17 protein-coding genes are annotated in these 17777 nt (G+C 55.2%); 4 read left to right on the plus strand and 13 right to left on the minus strand.

Going from position 1 to position 17777, the window contains the following annotated elements; all coding sequences use genetic code 11:
* Positions 1–88: 88 nt before the first annotated feature.
* A complete protein-coding gene (locus tag RMR24_RS10535; protein ID WP_310615036.1) occupies positions 89–904 on the plus strand; it encodes a sulfite exporter TauE/SafE family protein in 816 nt (271 codons plus the stop codon).
* Positions 905–934: 30 nt separating this feature from the next.
* On the opposite strand, the gene RMR24_RS10540 is transcribed toward RMR24_RS10535, so the two are convergent.
* The gene (locus tag RMR24_RS10540) at positions 935–1912 is read right to left on the minus strand and encodes a tripartite tricarboxylate transporter substrate binding protein (RefSeq protein ID WP_310615037.1); all 978 of its coding nucleotides are present in this window, start codon (positions 1910–1912) and stop codon (positions 935–937) included.
* A gap of 18 nt (positions 1913–1930) precedes the next feature.
* The gene (locus RMR24_RS10545; RefSeq protein ID WP_310615038.1) at positions 1931–3145 is read right to left on the minus strand and encodes an aminotransferase class V-fold PLP-dependent enzyme; all 1215 of its coding nucleotides are present in this window, start codon (positions 3143–3145) and stop codon (positions 1931–1933) included.
* 127 nt (positions 3146–3272) lie between these two features.
* Here RMR24_RS10545 and RMR24_RS10550 point away from each other — a divergent pair, with 127 nt between their 5' ends.
* Positions 3273–3980, plus strand: a complete 708-nt coding sequence (locus tag RMR24_RS10550) for a GntR family transcriptional regulator (protein ID WP_310615039.1) — start codon at positions 3273–3275, stop codon at positions 3978–3980.
* Between the two features lie 2 nt (positions 3981–3982).
* On the plus strand, positions 3983–7054 hold the full coding sequence (locus RMR24_RS10555) for an FAD-linked oxidase C-terminal domain-containing protein (RefSeq protein WP_310615040.1): 3072 nt from the start codon (positions 3983–3985) through the stop codon (positions 7052–7054).
* 17 nt (positions 7055–7071) lie between these two features.
* On the opposite strand, the gene RMR24_RS10560 is transcribed toward RMR24_RS10555, so the two are convergent.
* A complete protein-coding gene (locus RMR24_RS10560; RefSeq protein WP_310615041.1) occupies positions 7072–7785 on the minus strand; it encodes a sulfite exporter TauE/SafE family protein in 714 nt (237 codons plus the stop codon).
* Positions 7785–9173 (minus strand): oxygen-independent coproporphyrinogen III oxidase, encoded by a 1389-nt coding sequence (gene hemN, locus RMR24_RS10565; RefSeq protein WP_310615042.1) that lies wholly within the window; start codon positions 9171–9173, stop codon positions 7785–7787. The genes RMR24_RS10560 and hemN overlap by 1 nt, the downstream gene beginning before the upstream one ends.
* Before the next feature lie 87 nt (positions 9174–9260).
* On the opposite strand from hemN, the gene fnr reads away from it, so the two are divergent.
* Entirely contained in the window at positions 9261–9986 is a 726-nt protein-coding gene (gene fnr / locus RMR24_RS10570) for a fumarate/nitrate reduction transcriptional regulator Fnr (RefSeq protein WP_310615078.1), read from the plus strand.
* On the opposite strand, the gene RMR24_RS10575 is transcribed toward fnr, so the two are convergent.
* The 9 genes from RMR24_RS10575 to RMR24_RS10615 form a co-directional block, all read right to left on the minus strand.
* Positions 9983–10291: a hypothetical protein gene (locus tag RMR24_RS10575; RefSeq protein ID WP_310615043.1), complete on the minus strand. Its 309-nt coding sequence runs from the start codon at positions 10289–10291 to the stop codon at positions 9983–9985. The two genes, fnr and RMR24_RS10575, sit on opposite strands and share 4 nt — an antisense overlap.
* A 55-nt stretch (positions 10292–10346) precedes the next feature.
* Positions 10347–10637 carry a FixH family protein gene (locus RMR24_RS10580; protein ID WP_310615044.1) on the minus strand — a complete coding sequence of 97 codons (291 nt, stop codon included), beginning with the start codon at positions 10635–10637 and terminating at the stop codon, positions 10347–10349.
* A gap of 6 nt (positions 10638–10643) precedes the next feature.
* A complete protein-coding gene (ccoG, locus tag RMR24_RS10585) occupies positions 10644–12014 on the minus strand; it encodes a cytochrome c oxidase accessory protein CcoG (protein ID WP_310615079.1) in 1371 nt (456 codons plus the stop codon).
* A gap of 84 nt (positions 12015–12098) precedes the next feature.
* Positions 12099–13016, minus strand: a complete 918-nt coding sequence (ccoP, locus tag RMR24_RS10590; RefSeq protein WP_310615045.1) for a cytochrome-c oxidase, cbb3-type subunit III — start codon at positions 13014–13016, stop codon at positions 12099–12101.
* Between the two features lie 30 nt (positions 13017–13046).
* On the minus strand, positions 13047–13184 hold the full coding sequence (locus RMR24_RS10595; protein WP_310615046.1) for a cbb3-type cytochrome c oxidase subunit 3: 138 nt from the start codon (positions 13182–13184) through the stop codon (positions 13047–13049).
* A gap of 12 nt (positions 13185–13196) precedes the next feature.
* Positions 13197–13820: a cytochrome-c oxidase, cbb3-type subunit II gene (gene ccoO / locus RMR24_RS10600; RefSeq protein ID WP_310615047.1), complete on the minus strand. Its 624-nt coding sequence runs from the start codon at positions 13818–13820 to the stop codon at positions 13197–13199.
* 10 nt (positions 13821–13830) lie between these two features.
* Positions 13831–15258, minus strand: coding sequence for a cytochrome-c oxidase, cbb3-type subunit I (gene ccoN / locus RMR24_RS10605; RefSeq protein WP_310615048.1), 1428 nt, complete (start codon positions 15256–15258; stop codon positions 13831–13833).
* A 62-nt stretch (positions 15259–15320) separates the two neighbouring features.
* Entirely contained in the window at positions 15321–15458 is a 138-nt protein-coding gene (gene ccoS / locus RMR24_RS10610; RefSeq protein ID WP_108282212.1) for a cbb3-type cytochrome oxidase assembly protein CcoS, read from the minus strand.
* A complete protein-coding gene (locus tag RMR24_RS10615) occupies positions 15458–17713 on the minus strand; it encodes a cation-translocating P-type ATPase (protein WP_310615049.1) in 2256 nt (751 codons plus the stop codon). Before RMR24_RS10615 ends, ccoS begins: the two co-directional genes overlap by 1 nt.
* Positions 17714–17777: the final 64 nt, after the last annotated feature.

Below are 17777 nucleotides of genomic sequence, written 5' to 3' on the forward strand. Positions count from 1 at the left end.
ACCTGACCTCGCCCACCTGAACCCCCGGTTCAGGATGACGGTCCTGGGGAGCCTTGCAGACACCTTTTATTTTTAAGGCCTGCACCTCATGGATTTCCAACCTCAACTGATTCTTGAACTCGTCGCGCTCGGCATTTGCACAGGTTTTTTAGCTGGCTTGCTTGGCATTGGGGGCGGCATGGTGATGGTGCCCTTCATCACCTTCATGCTCTCGCAGCGGGGTGTGGATGCAGACCTCACCGTCAAGATGGCCATTGCCACATCCATGGCCACCATCATCTTCACCTCGGTATCTAGCGTGCGGGCGCACCACAAGCGTGGCGCAGTGCGTTGGGATTTGGTTAAGGCTTTGGCACCAGGCATCGTGTTGGGTAGCCTGATCAGCAGTTTGGGTGTGTTCGCCATGCTCAAGGGCTCTTACTTGGCCATCTTCTTTGGTTTGTTTGTGGGCTTCTCAGCCACCCAAATGTTTTTAGACAAGAAGCCAGCGCCTACCCGTCAAGTGCCAGCCACTGCGGGCCTCATGGGCGCCGGTGGTGTGATTGGTTTTATCTCGGGCTTGGTCGGTGCGGGCGGCGGTTTTATCAGCGTGCCGTTCATGACGTGGTGCAACGTGGCAATTCACAACGCGGTAGCCACCAGCGCGGCTTTGGGCTTCCCAATTGCCGTGGCCAACGTGGTGGGCTACGTCATCAGCGGCATGTCGGTGCAAGGCTTGCCTGATGATGCGTTTGGCTTTATTTGGGTACCTGCCTTGGTTGTGATTGCCGCCTGCAGCGTGTTCACAGCACCCTTGGGCGCTAAGGCAGCACACATGTTGCCAGTGAAGAAACTCAAACGCGTGTTTGCCAGCGTTTTATATGTTCTGGCCGCTTATATGTTGTACAAAGGCCTGTCGAGCTAAACAACAGGCCTTTGACTTGGAGCACCCAGATTAGGCGTCGACCTGAACCTTGGCGTCTTTGATCACTTTGGCCCATTTCTGGGTTTCGCTGCGGATAAATTCAGCAAAACGCTCGGGCGTGCCACCGCCGTCTTCGGCGCCGTATTGGTCAAACTTTTCGATCACATCGGGCATGGCCATGACGCGGTTCATGTCTTCGTTGATGCGCTTGACAAAGGCAGGGTTCATCTTGGCTGGGCCCACCAAACCATACCAAGTGGTGGCGTCAAAGCCGGCAAATCCTTGCTCGTCCATGGTCGGCACATTGGGGTGACCTTTGGCACGCTTGGGGCGAGTTTGCGCCAGTGCAATGGCCTTGCCGCTTTTGACGTGCGGCGTGGCTGAGGTCATGGTTTCAAAACAGTATTGAACTTGACCACCAATCAAATCGGTCAAGGCAGGGCCTGAACCTTTGTAGGGCACATGCAGCGCATCAATACCTGCACGCAACTTGAACATCTCCAGCGCCAAGTGCTGCGCCGAGCCGCCGCCTGCAGAAGCAAAACTGACTTGTCCTGGATTCTTTTTGCACAGCGCGACCAAGTCTTTCACTGTTTTGGCGGGTTGGTTTTCGTTGCAAATCAACAAATTGGGCGTGACACCCACCAAGCCAATGGGTGTGAAATCGCGCTCGACGTTGTAGCCCAACTTAGGCTGCAAGCTAGGGGCCAACGCATGGCTGTTGATGTGCGCCATCAGCAAGGTGTTGCCATCGGCGGGTTGCTTAGCGACGTAGTCAGCTGCAATCACACCCGCTGCACCACCTTTGTTGTCAATCACGATGGTCACGCCCCACATGGCTTGAAGCTTTTGTGCCAGCACGCGGGCCAATGCGTCGGTGCCCCCACCAGGTGGAAAACCCACCACGATGCGAATGGGGCCAGTGGGCAAGGTTTGCGCTTGAATCATGGGAGCAGCCAATGTGACGGCTGTGGCGGCGCTGGCCTGAAGTAGCGTTCTGCGTTTCATGCTGTCTCCTTTGTGTTTTTAAGACCTGACCAAGGGTGGCACGGGGTGTGCCGAGAAAAAGTCCATGGCCGCTTGCACGCCAGAGCCCGCCAACTTCACGCCACTGAGCTTGAGGCCCATTTCGCAAGCGGACAACGCAGCAATGAGCGTCAAATCGTTGCAGTCCCCCAAATGGCCAATGCGGAACATGCGACCTTTGACTTTGCCCAAGCCCGTGCCTAACGAGCAATCAAAGCGCTCGTAAATCACCTTGCGAACGGCGTCGGCGTCAATGCCTTCAGGCGTCATCACGCCCGTCAAGATGGGTGAATACACCTTGGCATCGGCACACTGAATCGGCAAGCCCCACGCGTTCACCGCAGAGCGCACGCCCTCGCCCCAACGCAGGTGGCGTTTGAACACCACCTCCAAGCCTTGGCCCAAAATCATGTCGCAGGCCTCGCTCAAACCGTACATCAGGTTGGTGTTGGGCGTGGATGGGTAATAACCCGTTTTGTTGATCTCCAGCATCTCGTCCCATGCCCAAAACGATTTCGGAAGCGTGGCATGTTTACTGGCTTCAATGGCTTTGGGTGACAAGGCGTTGAAGCCGATGCCAGGCGGCAGCATCAAACCTTTTTGCGAGCCGCTGATCGTCACGTCCACGCCCCATTCATCGTGGCGATAGTCGGCTGAGGCCAATCCTGAAATGGTGTCGACCAACAACAGGGCCGGATGTTTGGCGTTATCGATGGCTCGGCGCACCGCGGGGATGTCGCTGGTCACGCCTGTGGACGTTTCGTTGTGCACCACACACACGGCTTTGATGCTGTGGGTGGTATCGGCCTTGAGGCGCTGCTCGATCATGTCGGCGTTCACCCCGTGGCGCCAGCCCTCGACCCCAGCCATCCCCAGCACTTCGGTCTTGATGCCCAAGCGGGTGGCCAACTTGTTCCACAAAAATGCGAAATGTCCGGTTTCATACATCAGCACATGGTCGCCCGCGCTCAAGGTGTTCACCAAAGCCGCTTCCCAAGCGCCGGTACCCGACGAGGGATAAATCATGACCGGGTGCTTGGTTTTGAAAATCTTTTGCATGTCGGCGATCAGCTTCAAGCCCAACACCGCAAACTCAGGACCGCGGTGGTCAATGGTGGGCAAGCTCATGGCCCGCAAGATGCGGTCTGGCACAGGCGAGGGCCCCGGAATTTGCAAAAAGTGGCGGCCGGTGGGGTGAAAGTCTAAATTGAGCATGAACAAATATCTCCTGAATATTTGTCTATTTTTTGCATACAAAATTCATTTAACAACTATCGAAAACCCTAAATACCTTTTAAATTCATAGATTGACGATCGAATTTTTTGCATACAAAATAAAGCCATGACTGCAGACATCTTGACCATCCCCCGTGCCGCCTTGCACAACCAAGTCACCCACCGACTGCGCCAGATGCTGGTGGAAAACCAAATTGCACCAGGCGCCAAGCTCAACGAACGCACCTTGTGCGAGGCGCTGAACATTTCCCGCACGCCTTTGCGTGAAGCCATCAAGGCCTTAGCAGCCGAGGGCTTGGTGGAGTTGCTGCCCAACCGTGGCGCTGTGGCTGTGGCCTTGACGGAGGCCGATGTGCGCAACACGTTTGAGGTGATGGCGGGCTTAGAAAGCCAATCCGGCATGCTGGCCGCCCAGCGGATCACAGACACCGAACTGAACGAAATTCGTGCCCTGCATTTGGAAATGATGGCGGCCCATGTGCGCCGTGACCTCTCCACCTATTACCGACTCAACGCCGTCATTCATCGCGCCATCAATGCGGCGGCCAAAAACCCAGTGCTATCAAACACTTATGACCAAGTCAACGCGCGTTTGCAAGCCCTACGCTTTCGTTCCAACCAAGATGAAGAGAAGTGGAACAACGCGATGGCGGAGCACACGCAAATGATTGATGCACTGCAAGCCCGCGATGCGCCAGCACTCAGCCGTGTGCTACTCAAACACCTAGAAAACAAACGCGATGTGGTGATTGCCCAATTGCTCGCCCAACAGACCAGCGCCACTACGCTCACCAAACACCCCCTCAAAGCCTGACCATGAACGCCCCTCTGCCCCGCCACATCACCGACACACCCGCCAACACCTACGAACGCGTGGCCACCATCAGCAATGAAGTTGCTGGCAAGTTGGCCGCACGCTTGCGTGCTGAAACCCAAGGCGAGGTGTTGTTCTCTGCCGCCGACCGTGGCCGCTACGCCACCGATGCGTCGATTTACCAGGTCACACCCGTGGGGGTGTTTGTGCCACGTCACGCACACGAGGTGCCCATCGCACTAGAGATTTGTCGCGACTTGAACGTGCCCATCGTGCCGCGCGGCGGCGGCACCAGCCAATGCGGACAAACCACGGGTGCAGGCTTGGTGATTGACCACAGCAAACACATTCGCAACGTCATCCAGCTCGACGTGGAAGCACGCACCGTCGAGGTCGAACCCGGCATGGTGCTGGACCACTTGAATGCCCAACTCAAAGCGCATGGCGTATGGTTTCCAGTCGATGTCTCCACCAGCGCGCAAGCCACCTTGGGCGGTATGGCGGGCAACAACTCGTGCGGCAGCCGCTCTATCGCCTACGGCAACATGGTGCACAACGTGGTGGGCGCCAATGCATGGCTGAGCAATGGCGAATTAATGCAACTCGGCAATTACGGCACAAGCAGCGGACGCGCTCAACAGATGGGCGATTTCGTCAAGCACTTGGCACAAGGCCTGACACCCGAGCTTGAGGCCCATTGGCCCAAAGTCATGCGCCGTGTCGCCGGCTACAACCTCGACATCTTCAACAACCAAAACGAGCGCCCTTACACCCACGATGGCTCGGTGAACTTGGCACACCTGCTGATTGGCAGCGAAGGCACGCTGGGCTTGACGAAATCACTCACCTTGAAACTCAGTGACCTGCCACGCGCCAAAGTCTTGGGCGTGGTGAACTTTGACAGCTTCTACAAAGCCATGGATGCAGCCCAGCACATCGTCAAGCTGGGCGATGGCACGCTCACAGCGGTCGAATTGGTCGACCGCACCATGATTGATTTGTCTCTGCAAAACCCGGCCTTCGCACCCACCATTCGCACTGCCCTGATTGGTGAGCCCGAGGCTGTGCTGCTGGTGGAGTTTGCAGGCGCCAACAAAGAGATGCTGAAGCCGAAAATGCGTCAACTGGTAGAGCTCATGGGTGATTTAGGCATGCCTGGCAGTGTGGTGGAAATGATCGACGACACACCACAAAAGAACCTGTGGGAAGTGCGCAAAGCCGGCCTCAACATCATGATGAGCCTCAAAGGTGATGGCAAGCCCGTGAGCTTCATCGAAGACTGTGCCGTACCGCTGGCCAACTTGGCTGAATACACCGACGAGCTGACCCAAGTGTTCAAACGCCATGGCACCAAAGGCACGTGGTACGCCCACGCGTCGGTGGGCACGCTGCATGTGCGCCCTATTCTGGACATGCGTCGTAACGGCGCGGCCAAGATGCGAGAAATTGCCGACGAGGCCAGTGCCTTGGTGCGCAAATACAAAGGCGCTTACAGCGGGGAGCACGGTGATGGTCTGTGCCGCGGCGAGTGGATTGAGTGGCAGTTCGGCCCCAAGATCAATGAAGCCTTCACGCAAATCAAACAGCACTTAGACCCTTTGAATTTGCTGTCTCCCCAGCGCATCGTCAACCCACCCAAGATGGACGACACCTCGCTGATGCGCTTCGGCAACGACTACAAAGTCATCCCGATTCAAACCGCCCTCGACTGGCGTGCCTGGGACGTGCAAAACGACCCCGCCACCGAGCAAACCACGGCACCCGGCACCGGTGGCGACGCGGCCCAAGGCTTTGCCAAAGCGGTGGAGATGTGCAACAACAACGGCACTTGCCGTAAATTTGATGCAGGCACCATGTGCCCCAGCTACCGCGTCACCCGCGACGAAAAGCACCTCACGCGTGGCCGCGCCAACACCCTGCGATTGGCTTTGAGTGGTCAGCTCGGCGTTGAGGGCCTGAGCAACCCCGAGTTGATGGAAGCCATGGACTTGTGTGTGGGCTGCAAGGGTTGTAAGCGCGACTGCCCTACGGGCGTAGACATGGCACGCATGAAAGTGGAAACCTTGCACCACTACAAAGCCAAACACGGCTTCAGCCTCAAAGACCTCCTGATTGCTTATTTGCCACGCTACGCAAGGCATGCGGCGCGTTGGTCTGGGATGCTGAATTTGCGCAACAAAATTCCGTTGCTGGCTCAGCTGGCCGAACGCTTCACAGGCTTGTCCGCGCAACGCAGCTGGCCCACTTGGCAAGGCCAACATTTCTTCAACCAAGGTACTCAAGGCGTTTCAAAAGAAGCCGTGCTGAGCGCCGATAAACCTGTGGTGTTGTTTGTCGACACTTTCAATGGCTACTTTGAATCAAGCAACGCCCACGCCGCCCTGCGTGTGTTGCAAGCGGCAGGCTACAGCGTGCATGTGGCGTCGAAAAACGAACGCGGCCACGGTGCTGATGCGGGTCATTTGTGTTGCGGTCGCACCTTTTTGGCCAACGGCATGGTGGACAAAGCACGTGAACACGCCCGTGAGCTGATCGACACTTTGCTGCCCTTTGCCGAGCGCGGCATTGCCATCGTGGGCCTAGAGCCCTCGTGCTTACTCACGCTGCGTGATGAAGCACTGGTGTTGGGTTTGGGTGACAGCGCACACCGCGTGAGCGAACAAGCTTTGCTGCTGGAAGAGTTCTTGGCACGCGAAGCCAAAACGGGTGCTCTGGATGAACTGAAACTTCACCTCAAGCCTGCGGACAAAGCCATCTTGCTGCATGGCCACTGCCATCAAAAAGCCTTTGGTTTGATGCCGCCTGTGTTGGATGTGATTCGCCTCATTCCCAACGCTGCGCCCGAGTTGATTGAAAGCAGCTGCTGCGGCATGGCCGGTAGTTTTGGCTACGAAGCCTCGCACTTAGAGGTGTCGATGCAAATGGCAGAGCTGAGTTTGTTGCCCGCTGTGCGTGCCAAGCCTGAAGCGATTGTGGTGGCCGACGGCACAAGTTGCCGCCATCAAATTGAAGATGGTGCGGCTCGCCAAGCCATTCATGTAGCTCAGTTGCTGAGCGACCATCTGAAGTACTGAGCGCCGCAGCCTAAGGCTTATTGAGGCACCAAGCACCATGGTGCTTGGTACTCGACCAAGCCCATCCATAAAGTCCAGCCTGAGCTGGCTGCCAACGCGAAACCTGCCAAACGCACACCCCATGCGCCACTGCGTCCATCCACAGTTTGCGCACCACGCAGGCGCAACCATACCCAAGGGCCAATGGTCAACACAACAGCGCTACCCAGTGCAAATAAAGCCATCACGCCCGCGCCCTCCAAAGGACTGTTGCTGAGTGCCGCCACCAAGAGCGCGCCGTAGAGCAAACCACATGGCATCAAGGCCCACAAAACTCCCAGCACCACTGCGCCACCATTGCGCAGCTTGAGGTGCGCCGTCATGCTTTGCACGCGACGCCAAATGCCACGACCAAAACCTTCGAGCCAAATGGGTTGTTCGCCACGCCAAAGTAAAAGCACACCCACCATCAAGGCCACGATGTGCAACAAAGTCCATACAGGCCGAAACACCGCCGACTGAGTGCTGAGCCAACCCACACCTTGCATGGTGCTGGCCGCCACTGCACCCAATGTGCTGTAGCCAATGATGCGACCCAACTGGAACAAGAGCATGGCTGAGGTGCCCTGACCGCCTGTTTGTTTTTGAGCGGCACGTCCAATGCCGGCGCAGGCCGCACCGCACATGGCCAAGCAGTGCGGCCCACCCGCCAGCCCCATGAGGAGTGCGGTGAGGGCCAGAGTTTTATTCATCAGATGATTTTAGAGAACCTGGCGCGGTTCTGGTTGGCTTGCAGGTATTTGTCAAACACCATGGCGACGCCGCGCACAAAAAACCAACCCAGCTCTGTGACTTGAATGCCAGAGTCGTCGAGGGTTAATAGCCCTTGATCTTGCATGGCAGTCAACGCTGCCATCTCTGTTGCAAAGTATTGCTTGAAGTCCACGAGGTGCGACAACTCCACCGATTCAAACAGCACGCTACCCTGACACATCAGTGCCATGATGACGGTGCGACGCACCAAGTCGTCACGCGTCAATGCCATGCCACGGGCCACAGGCAAACGGCCTTGTTTGAGCAAGTCGTAGTACTCGTCCAGAGTTTTGACGTTTTGGCTAAAGGTGGGGCCAACACGTCCAATGGATGAGACGCCCAAGGCAATCAAATCGCAGTCGGGCTGTGTGCTGTAGCCCTGAAAATTGCGATGCAAGCGACCTTGGCGTTTGGCCACGGCCAAGGCGTCGGTGGGCAAGGCAAAGTGGTCCATGCCCACATACACGTAACCCGCTGCCAGCAACACACGCATCGCGCTCGACAACATGACCAGCTTTGACGCAGCAGGTGGCAAGTCTTGGGTATGAATGCGCCGTTGCGGCTTGAACCGCTCGGGCAAATGGGCATAGGCATACAAAGCAATGCGGTCAGGACGCAGCTGGGTGACTTGCTCTAGCGTGCGCTCAAAAGTCTCTGGCGTTTGCATGGGCAGGCCATAAATCAAATCGACGTTGACTGACTCAAAGCCCAACGCCCGCGATGCGGCCACCAAGTCAAACACCTGCTCTGCAGGTTGAATACGGTGCACGGCTTTTTGTACAGCAGGCTCAAAGTCTTGCACGCCAAAGCTCAGGCGGTTAAAGCCCTGCTCGGCCAAATGGGCCAAGCGTTCACGCGTGACCGTGCGCGGGTCGATCTCGACCGAGTATTCACCACCGGGCGCAAACTGAAAGTTGCGACGCAACATAACCATGAGTTGCGCCAACTCTGCGTCACTTAAGAACGTCGGGCTGCCACCGCCCAAGTGCAGCTGCGACACCACTTGGCCTTGGCCGAGGTGTGCGATGTTGAGAGCCACCTCACGCGCAAGGTAATGCAAATACTCGGCGCCGCGCTCATGGTGTTTGGTGATGATCTTGTTACAGGCGCAGTAATAACAAAGCGACTCACAAAACGGGATATGCACATAGAGTGACAAGGGATAGGGCTTCGTGCCCAAGCCATCTCGCCGCTGCTCTAAGGCTTGCAAGTAATCAGCCTCACCAAAAGCCTCCACAAAGCGATCGGCTGTTGGGTAAGAGGTGTAGCGTGGTCCTGCAACGTCATAACGCTGCAACAGTTCAGGGCTAATCACTAAAGTATTCATAAGATCCGCGTCATATTTGGCCACCATAATAGGTGCGTTGCCACTCTCAAAAGTTGACCTGTATCAACTCAAATACAGTACATGCCGATGAATATCACCGCTATCAAAGTCGCTTGTTCCAATTGCAATTTGCGCGAGCTATGCATGCCGCTAGGCTTGAACGAGAGTGAGATGGCGCGTGTCGACGATGTGGTGGCCACACGCCGCAAAGTCTTACGTGGTGAAAACCTGTTCAGAAATGGCGATAAGTTCAATTCCTTGTTCGCCATTCGTACGGGCTTCTTCAAAACACGCATCTCTGCTGAAGACGGGCGCGACCAAGTGACCGGTTTTCAAATGGCTGGCGAGATCATCGGCTTGGATGGCATCGTGAGCGACCACCACACCTGCGATGCCGTGGCCCTGGAAGACGCCGAAGTGTGCGTGATGCCGTTTGATCGCATTGAGGAGTTGTCGCGCGAAATCACATCGCTGCAACGCCATGTGCACAAAATCATGAGCCGTGAAATCGTGCGTGAAAACGGTGTGATGTTGCTCTTGGGTAGCATGCGCGCTGAAGAGCGCTTGGCAGCTTTCTTGCTGAACCTCGTGCAACGCTTGCACGCGCGAGGTTTCTCTCAATCAGAGTTGATATTGCGCATGACGCGCGAAGAAATTGGCAGCTATCTTGGCTTGAAGCTCGAAACAGTGAGCCGCACCTTCTCGAAGTTTGCAGACGACGGCGTCATTGAAGTGAAACAACGCCATGTGCGCATCTTGAATGCCGACGCACTCAAGCACATCGTTAACGCACAAAACTGCCAATCAAGTTAAGCCGTTAAGGGATCGCGACACACCTCTTGTTTGGGGCAACCATCTGGACGCTCGGTCGGCACCCGTGTGCAACGGTTCATCTCGAAGGGGGACAGCGAGAGCAAAGTGGTCAAAGCACTAGAGGCCGCAGTGACGCTCCAAAACACAAAAAACGACAAGGTATACACACCCTGTCGTGATAGCTCAATGGGTTGACCCAACCATTGCATATCCTGTGGATCAACAAACGCAAAGACCAATACCTCTAAAACGCCCGCCACCAAAAAGGCGGGCCATGCAATCCACATCATTCGCTGAGCCAACATACTGATTCTCCTTACAAGGACTCCAATCAGTCTAGTTCTTAATAGGCCTGAGAAGTTATGGGGTTTTCGTGGGGGTATTTGGTTTGGCAGACTCGGGTTTTGGTGTGACCACATGGTTGCGCGACTGCATGGCAGGCGCAAGTTGCATGTCCTTTTCTGCAGCCAAGGTCTGATTGATGTTCAAACCACGACGGTAATAGTCTTCCGCCAAAACAGGGTCTGGCATTCGGATGGCAATCACCAAAGTGATGAAGCCCGCCACGATGACCACGGCTGGCCCAGAGATGATGAGCCAGACGTGGCCATATTGCCACCAAGGTTTGGTATCGGTTGTATGTTGTTTCATGATGGATTACCTAGGAACGATGAACACAGATTTTTCGACCACAAAGGCATCCGTACCCACGGCCTGAATTTCGAACATGATCTTGTGCGAGCCGCCCTCGACAGAACCGTAAGGAATGTCTGCACGCAACACCACCCAGCGGGCTTGTGCAGGATCAACCATCACCTCGGTCTCAGTCGTGATTTTCAAATTCGGTACGCCTTTGACAGACAAGCGATAGGTTTGAACGGTCTCAGCAGCGTTCATGATTTGCAAGCGATACACGTTCTCCAAAGTTCCGGACTCGGTGATACGCGACAAAGTCGAACGGTCACGCACCACATCCACTTTGAAAGGCGTGCGTAGGCTCAGCGAAACAAACAAACCCACAGTGACTGCCACCAAAATCATGGTGTAAATCTGAATCCTTGGACGCTTCAAACGTTGCCACATTTGTTCGGGCGTCCACTTGTTGTCCATGGCATTTTGCGTGGAGTAACGCACCAAACCTCGGGCATAACCGAGCTTGTCCATGACGGTGTCGCACACATCTGCACAGGCACCACATCCAATGCACTCGTACTGCAAACCATCGCGTATGTCGATACCCGTCGGACACACCTGCACACACAAGGTGCAATCCACGCAAGCGCCCAAATTCAAGCTGCTTGAGTCTGAAGCTTTAGAGCGTGGGCCACGGGGCTCGCCACGCTCTGCGTCGTAAGTGACGATGAGCGTATCGTTGTCAAACATAGCACTTTGAAAGCGCGCATACGGGCACATGTATTTGCACACTTGTTCGCGCATGAAACCTGCGTTGCCGTAGGTGGCGAATGCGTAGAAGAACACCCAGAAAAGTTCCCAAGAACTCATCTGCGTCAGGAAGAACTCCATCGCCAATTCACGGATGGGGGTGAAGTAGCCCACAAAGGTAAAGCCCGTCCAGACCGACAAGAAGATCCAAATGATGTGCTTGTACCATTTCTTGACCAATTTCTCCATGGAGAAATTGGCGTCATCTAAGCGCATACGGGCCGAACGGTCGCCTTCGACCTTGCGCTCAATCCACAAGAAAATTTCGCTGTACACCGTTTGCGGGCAGGCGTAACCGCACCACAAACGACCAGCCACAGCGGTAAACAAGAACAACGCCAATGCTGAAATCACCAACAGACCGGTGAGATAAATAAAGTCTTGCGGGTACAAGACCAAACCAAAAATGTAAAAACGGCGCGATGCCAAGTCAAACAGCACCGCTTGGCGTGTGCCCCATTCAAACCAAGGCAAGCCGTAAAACACCAACTGCGTCAAGACAACACAAATCCAGCGCCAATACGCAAAGATACCCTCGACAGAACGAGGGTAGATTTTTTTCGATGCAGCATAAAGCGAAACCATCGCCTCGTCCGCAGAGCCCGAAGGCTCTGGAACAATGGGGATGGTTTTGCGCTGCTTGGCGTCGTCAGCAGAGTTCAAAGTGTTTTACTTCGTGGTGTCGGGTTTATTGGAGAAGCCCCACACATAAGCCGTCAACACGTGAATCTGTGATTCCGTCAAACGACCTTCTTGCGCAGGCATTTGGTTGACTTTGCCGTTATTGATCATCGCGGTGATGGCTTCTTCGCCCCAGCCATGCAACCAGATTTTGTCGGTCAAGTTGGCAGAACCCAAAGCTTGCATGCCGGCACCATCAGGGCCGTGACAGGCAGCACAAGCACCAAACTTAGACTTACCCAAAGCAGCGCGTACGGAGTCGTGAGGGCTACCCGACAAGCTCAACACATAGTGCGACACATTGCGGATGTCATCAGGCGTGCCCACAGCAGCAGCCATGGGAGGCATTTGGCCAATGCGACCTTTGGTCAAAGTTTCTTTGATCTTGTCGGTGGTACCACCGTGCAACCAGTCTTTGTCGGTCAAGTTTGGGAAGCCTTTAGAACCGTGTGCGTCAGAGCCGTGGCACTGTGCGCAGTTGTTCATGAACAAACGCTCGCCCACAGCCATGGCCTTGGGGTCTTGAGACAGTTGCTCAGGTGTTTGTGCGTTGAAAGCAGCGTACAAAGGCTCGAGGTCTTTGTTCGCCTTGGTCACTTCGGCTTCGTATTGGTTTTGTGAAGTCCAACCCAATTTGCCATCAAAGCTGCCCAAACCTGGGTAAGCCGTCCAATAGACCGCAGCGAACACCATGGTGATGATGAACAGCCACAACCACCAGCGTGGCAAAGGGTTGTTCATTTCGCGCAGGTCTTCGTCCCACACGTGGCCCGTTGTGCCATCTTCTTCATGTGCTGAAACCTTTACTTGGGCCGAGAACCACAGCAAAAATGCGCAGTAAACGATGCCCAAAATGGCGATGGCAGACACAAAGATCGACCAAAAATTACTTGTGAAATCACTCATGATTCGATTCCTTTACAAAGGCCTGTGGCCTTAGTCTTGATCGAGGGGCAGCTTCGATGCTGCCTCAAAATCTTCTTTGTTACGTCGAGAAAAAGCCCACACCATGATGCCGATGAACACAGCAAACGACAGCAAAGTGGTGACGATGCGCAGATCATTGACATCCATGGTCATGGCTCCTTATTTGAGCGCAAGGCCCAAGCCTTGGAGGTAAGCAATCACAGCTTCGATCTCGGTTTTACCCTTGACGTCTTCTGAGGCTTTGGCGATTTCTTCATCCGAGTAAGGCACACCCACTTTACGCAAAGCAGCCATGTTGGCAGGCACTTGTGCAGCGTCCACCAAGTTCTTTGACAGCCATGGGTATTCAGGCATGTTGGACTCAGGCACCACATCGCGTGGGTTGTTCAAGTGAACACGGTGCCATTCGTCGCTGTACTTGCCGCCCACGCGAGCCAAGTCTGGACCGGTGCGCTTGCTGCCCCATTGGAAGGGGTGGTCATACACAGACTCGCCCGCCACAGAGTAGTGGCCGTAACGCAGAGTTTCTGCGCGGAAGGGACGAATCATTTGTGAATGGCAGTTGTAGCAACCTTCGCGGATGTAAACATCGCGACCCGCCAACTGCAACGCGGTGTAGGGCTTCACGCCTGTCACAGGTTCAGTGGTGGACTTTTGAAAGAACAAAGGCACGATCTCAACCAAGCCGCCGAAAGCGACAGCAATCAAGATCAAGACGATCATCAAAAAGTTATTGGTCTCCACACTCGCGTGGGAGAAGCCTTTGGATTTGTTATCAGACATTTATTTCTCCTCAGGCGTGTGCAGGTGCTGGAATGGCAACGCTGACGGTTTGACCGCTGGTTACAGTTTTCACAACGTTCCACAACATGATGATCATGCCGCTCAGGTACAACAAGCCACCACACACACGAATCACATAGAACGGATAAGTGGCTTTGACTGACTCAACAAAGGTGTAAGTCAATGTGCCGTCGGCGTTGATGGCGCGCCACATCAAACCTTGCATCACACCAGCAATCCACATGGCAGCGATGTACAAGACGATGCCGATGGTGGCCAGCCAGAAGTGAACTTCGATCGCCTTGACGCTGAACATTTCCTTGCGACCGAACAACTTAGGAATCAAGAAGTAGATCGAACCCATAGACACCAAGCCCACCCAACCCAAAGCACCTGAGTGCACGTGGCCGACAGTCCAGTCTGTGTAGTGGCTCAACGCGTTCACCGTTTTGATGGCCATCATGGGACCTTCGAAAGTGGACATGCCATAGAACGACAAGGACACGATCAAGAAACGCAAGATAGGGTCATCACGCAGCTTGTGCCATGCGCCAGACAAAGTCATGATGCCGTTGATCATGCCGCCCCAACTAGGCGCCAACAACACCAAGGAGAACACCATGCCCAAAGACTGAGTCCAGTCAGGCAACGCGGTGTAATGCAAGTGGTGAGGACCCGCCCACATGTAAGTGAAGATCAAAGCCCAGAAGTGAACGATCGACAAACGATACGAGTAGACAGGGCGACCGGCTTGCTTGGGGATGAAGTAATACATCATGCCCAAGAAGCCAGCAGTCAAGAAAAAGCCCACCGCGTTGTGGCCGTACCACCACTGCACCATCGCATCTTGTGCGCCAGCGTAAGCAGAGTAAGACTTCATCATGCCGGAAGGAATTGCAGCGCTGTTGACGATGTGCAACAAAGCCACCGCGATGATGAACGCACCATAGAACCAGTTGGCCACGTAAATGTGTTTGACCTTACGTGTACCGACCGTGCCGAAGAACACCACGGCGTAAGCAACCCACACCACAGCGATCAAGATGTCGATGGGCCACTCGAGCTCGGCGTATTCTTTACCTTGAGTGAAACCCAATGGCAAGCTGACCGCTGCAGCCAAGATGACCAACTGCCAACCCCAAAAGGTGAAGGCTGCCAGCTTAGGCAAGAACAAGGCTGTATGGCAGGTGCGTTGCACCACGTAGTAGCTGGTGGCAAACAAAGCGCAACCGCCAAACGCGAAGATCACCGCATTGGTGTGCAACGGACGCAGACGACCGTAGGTCAACCAAGGGATGCCAAAGTTCAGTTCAGGCCAAGCCAGCTGAGAAGCGATGATCACGCCTACCAACATGCCAACCACGCCCCAAACCACCGCCATGATGGAAAACTGCCGTACAACGGTGTCGTTGTAAACGGCGTGCTGTGATGAGTTCATCGGTCACCTTTCATTTTTCAAACCAGTATCTTCAAATAACTCCAGGAAGTTATTGATTCAAATCAATCGTCTCGAAGAATACGCTCGCCTTCTTGCTCCACGCTGTCAAATTGGCCTTTATGAATGGCCCACCAGAGGCCGCCCAAGATAAAAAGCACCAACAGCACTGACAGCGGGATCAACAAATACAAGATATCCATCAAAATCCTTTCGTGAGTCGCAAAGAGTTCAATACGACCCACAACGAGCTCAACGCCATGCCCAAGCCAGCCAACCATGCGGGCAACAAACCCACCACCGCCAGCGGCACACACAAGGCGTTGTAAGCCGCAGCCCACACCAAGTTTTGCTTGACCACCCGCAAGGTGTGTCTGGCCAACTTGACGCTTTGTGCCACTACCAACAAACTGCCGCCCATCAGCACCAAGTCTGATTTGGACTGAGCCAAGGGCACTGCATTGCCAAATGCCATAGACACATGGGCTCCGGCTAAGACGGGGCCGTCATTCAGACCATCGCCCACCATCGCTACCCGTGCACCTTGCGACTGCGCGGCTTGCATGCGAGACAGCTTGTCTTGCGGTGTGCACGCCCCAAATGCCTGAGAAATACCCACCTCTTGCGCCACATGCTGGGCTGATTCGGGCAGATCACCCGACAACAACCACACATCGACGTTGAGCTTTTTCAGCGCTTGCACGGTTTGCACCGCGTCAGCACGGACATCTTCAGACAGCTGCCAGCTCGCTAGCCACTCGTTTTCAGTGCATAAGTGTACTTGGCAAACCTGCGCAACATCGGGTATTCCCTTAGTTCTTGAAATGCAAAACGTCGCAGAACCTAAGCGCAGCAAACCCTCCACACGCCCTTCAAGGCCCAGACCAATTCTTTCGTATACGTCTTGCGCTTCGGGTGCTGCGCCTAGGCCAGATGCCTCATGGGCTTTGACCAAGGCACGCGACATGGGATGCAAAGAATGCTTAGCCAATGCAGTGGCCAAGCCCAAGGCGTGTTCGGGCGTCACACCCTCTGCCGTGAGGACCTGCGTGATGCGCTGACCATCTTGGGTGAGCGTGCCGGTCTTGTCAAAAATGACGGTATCAATCTCGGCCAAGGACTCCAAGGCCTGCAAGTTGCGCACCAGCACGCCGTGTCGCGCCAAATTACCCGCTGCCGCCAACATGGCCGCAGGTGTAGCGAGTGACAAAGCGCACGGACACGTCACCACCAACACAGCCACCGCCACCATCAAGGCATGACCGGGATTGGTGGGCCACCAATACACAGCAGACAACGAGGCCAACACCAACACACCCATCAAAAAGGGCTTGGCAATTCGGTCGGCCAGTTGCGCCAAGCGCGGTTTTTGCAGCGAAGCGTTCTCCATCAGAGACACGATTTGTGAGAACTGCGTGCCCTCACCCACTTGCACCACGCGCACGGTGACGATGCCGCTCAAGTTATGGCTGCCAGCGACCACACAGTCGCCCACAGCACGGACTTGGGGACGCGACTCGCCCGTGAGCAAAGCCTCATCAGCCAAGGTCTGGCCTTGCACAATCACACCGTCCACAGGAAAACTCTCTGAGGGCGAGACACGAATGACATCGCCCACCAACACCCGGCGCACGGCCAAGCGTTCAAACTCGCCGCTGGGCAGCTGACGCTCCACGCTGTCGGGCAAGCGGTTCATCAGCGCTTCCAGCGCACCCGCTGTGCGGTCACGCACGCGTAGCTCTAACCAGCGGCCCGTGAGTAAGAAGAACACGAACATGGTGAGCGAGTCGTAATACACCTCAGCGCCAAATATGCCCTCGGGCTCGAAGGTGGCGATGGAGCTGAGCAAAAAGGTAATCACCATGCCCAAGGCCACCGGCAGATCCATGCTCACACGTTGTGCGCGAATGTCTCGCATGGCGTTGCTGAAAAATGGACCACACGAAAACAGCACCACAGGCAGCGTCAGCACCCACGAGGCCCAGCGCAACAAAAACACCATGTCGGGTGTGATGTCGCCGTCTTGCGCCACATAAGCGGGGTAGGCATACATCATGACTTGCATCATGCAAAAACCAGCCACCAACCAGCGCCACAAGGCGCGGCGCCCTTCTTCGTGTCGCGCTTGACGCAAGCTGCTGTCAGCAGCAGGCAAGGCGCCGTAGCCTGCGTTAGCGATGGCAGCCATCCAAACCGAGGGTTTGACTTGTGCCTCTGACCACACCACTTTGGCGCGGTGCGTGGCTGCGTTCACCTCGACCGACTGCACGCCCGGCACAGACATCAATGCCTCCTCTACCGTGAAGGCGCAGGCAGCGCAGTGCATGCCTTGAATCACCACATGGGAATCCCAGCGGTCTACTTTGTCTTGAGGTGTTTTGGTTTTGTGTGGTTGGCTGAATCGCAACCATTCTTGGCGCTCATCCAGCAATACAGCCATCGAAGAATCTGAATGCATAAGGTCTATAGCCTAACGGTTTGCTTTGACCAGAGCTTGACTTGGGTCAAAACATCCGGGGTCA

This window comes from Limnohabitans sp. (assembly GCF_031539105.1).
GTDB lineage: Bacteria > Pseudomonadota > Gammaproteobacteria > Burkholderiales > Burkholderiaceae_C > Limnohabitans.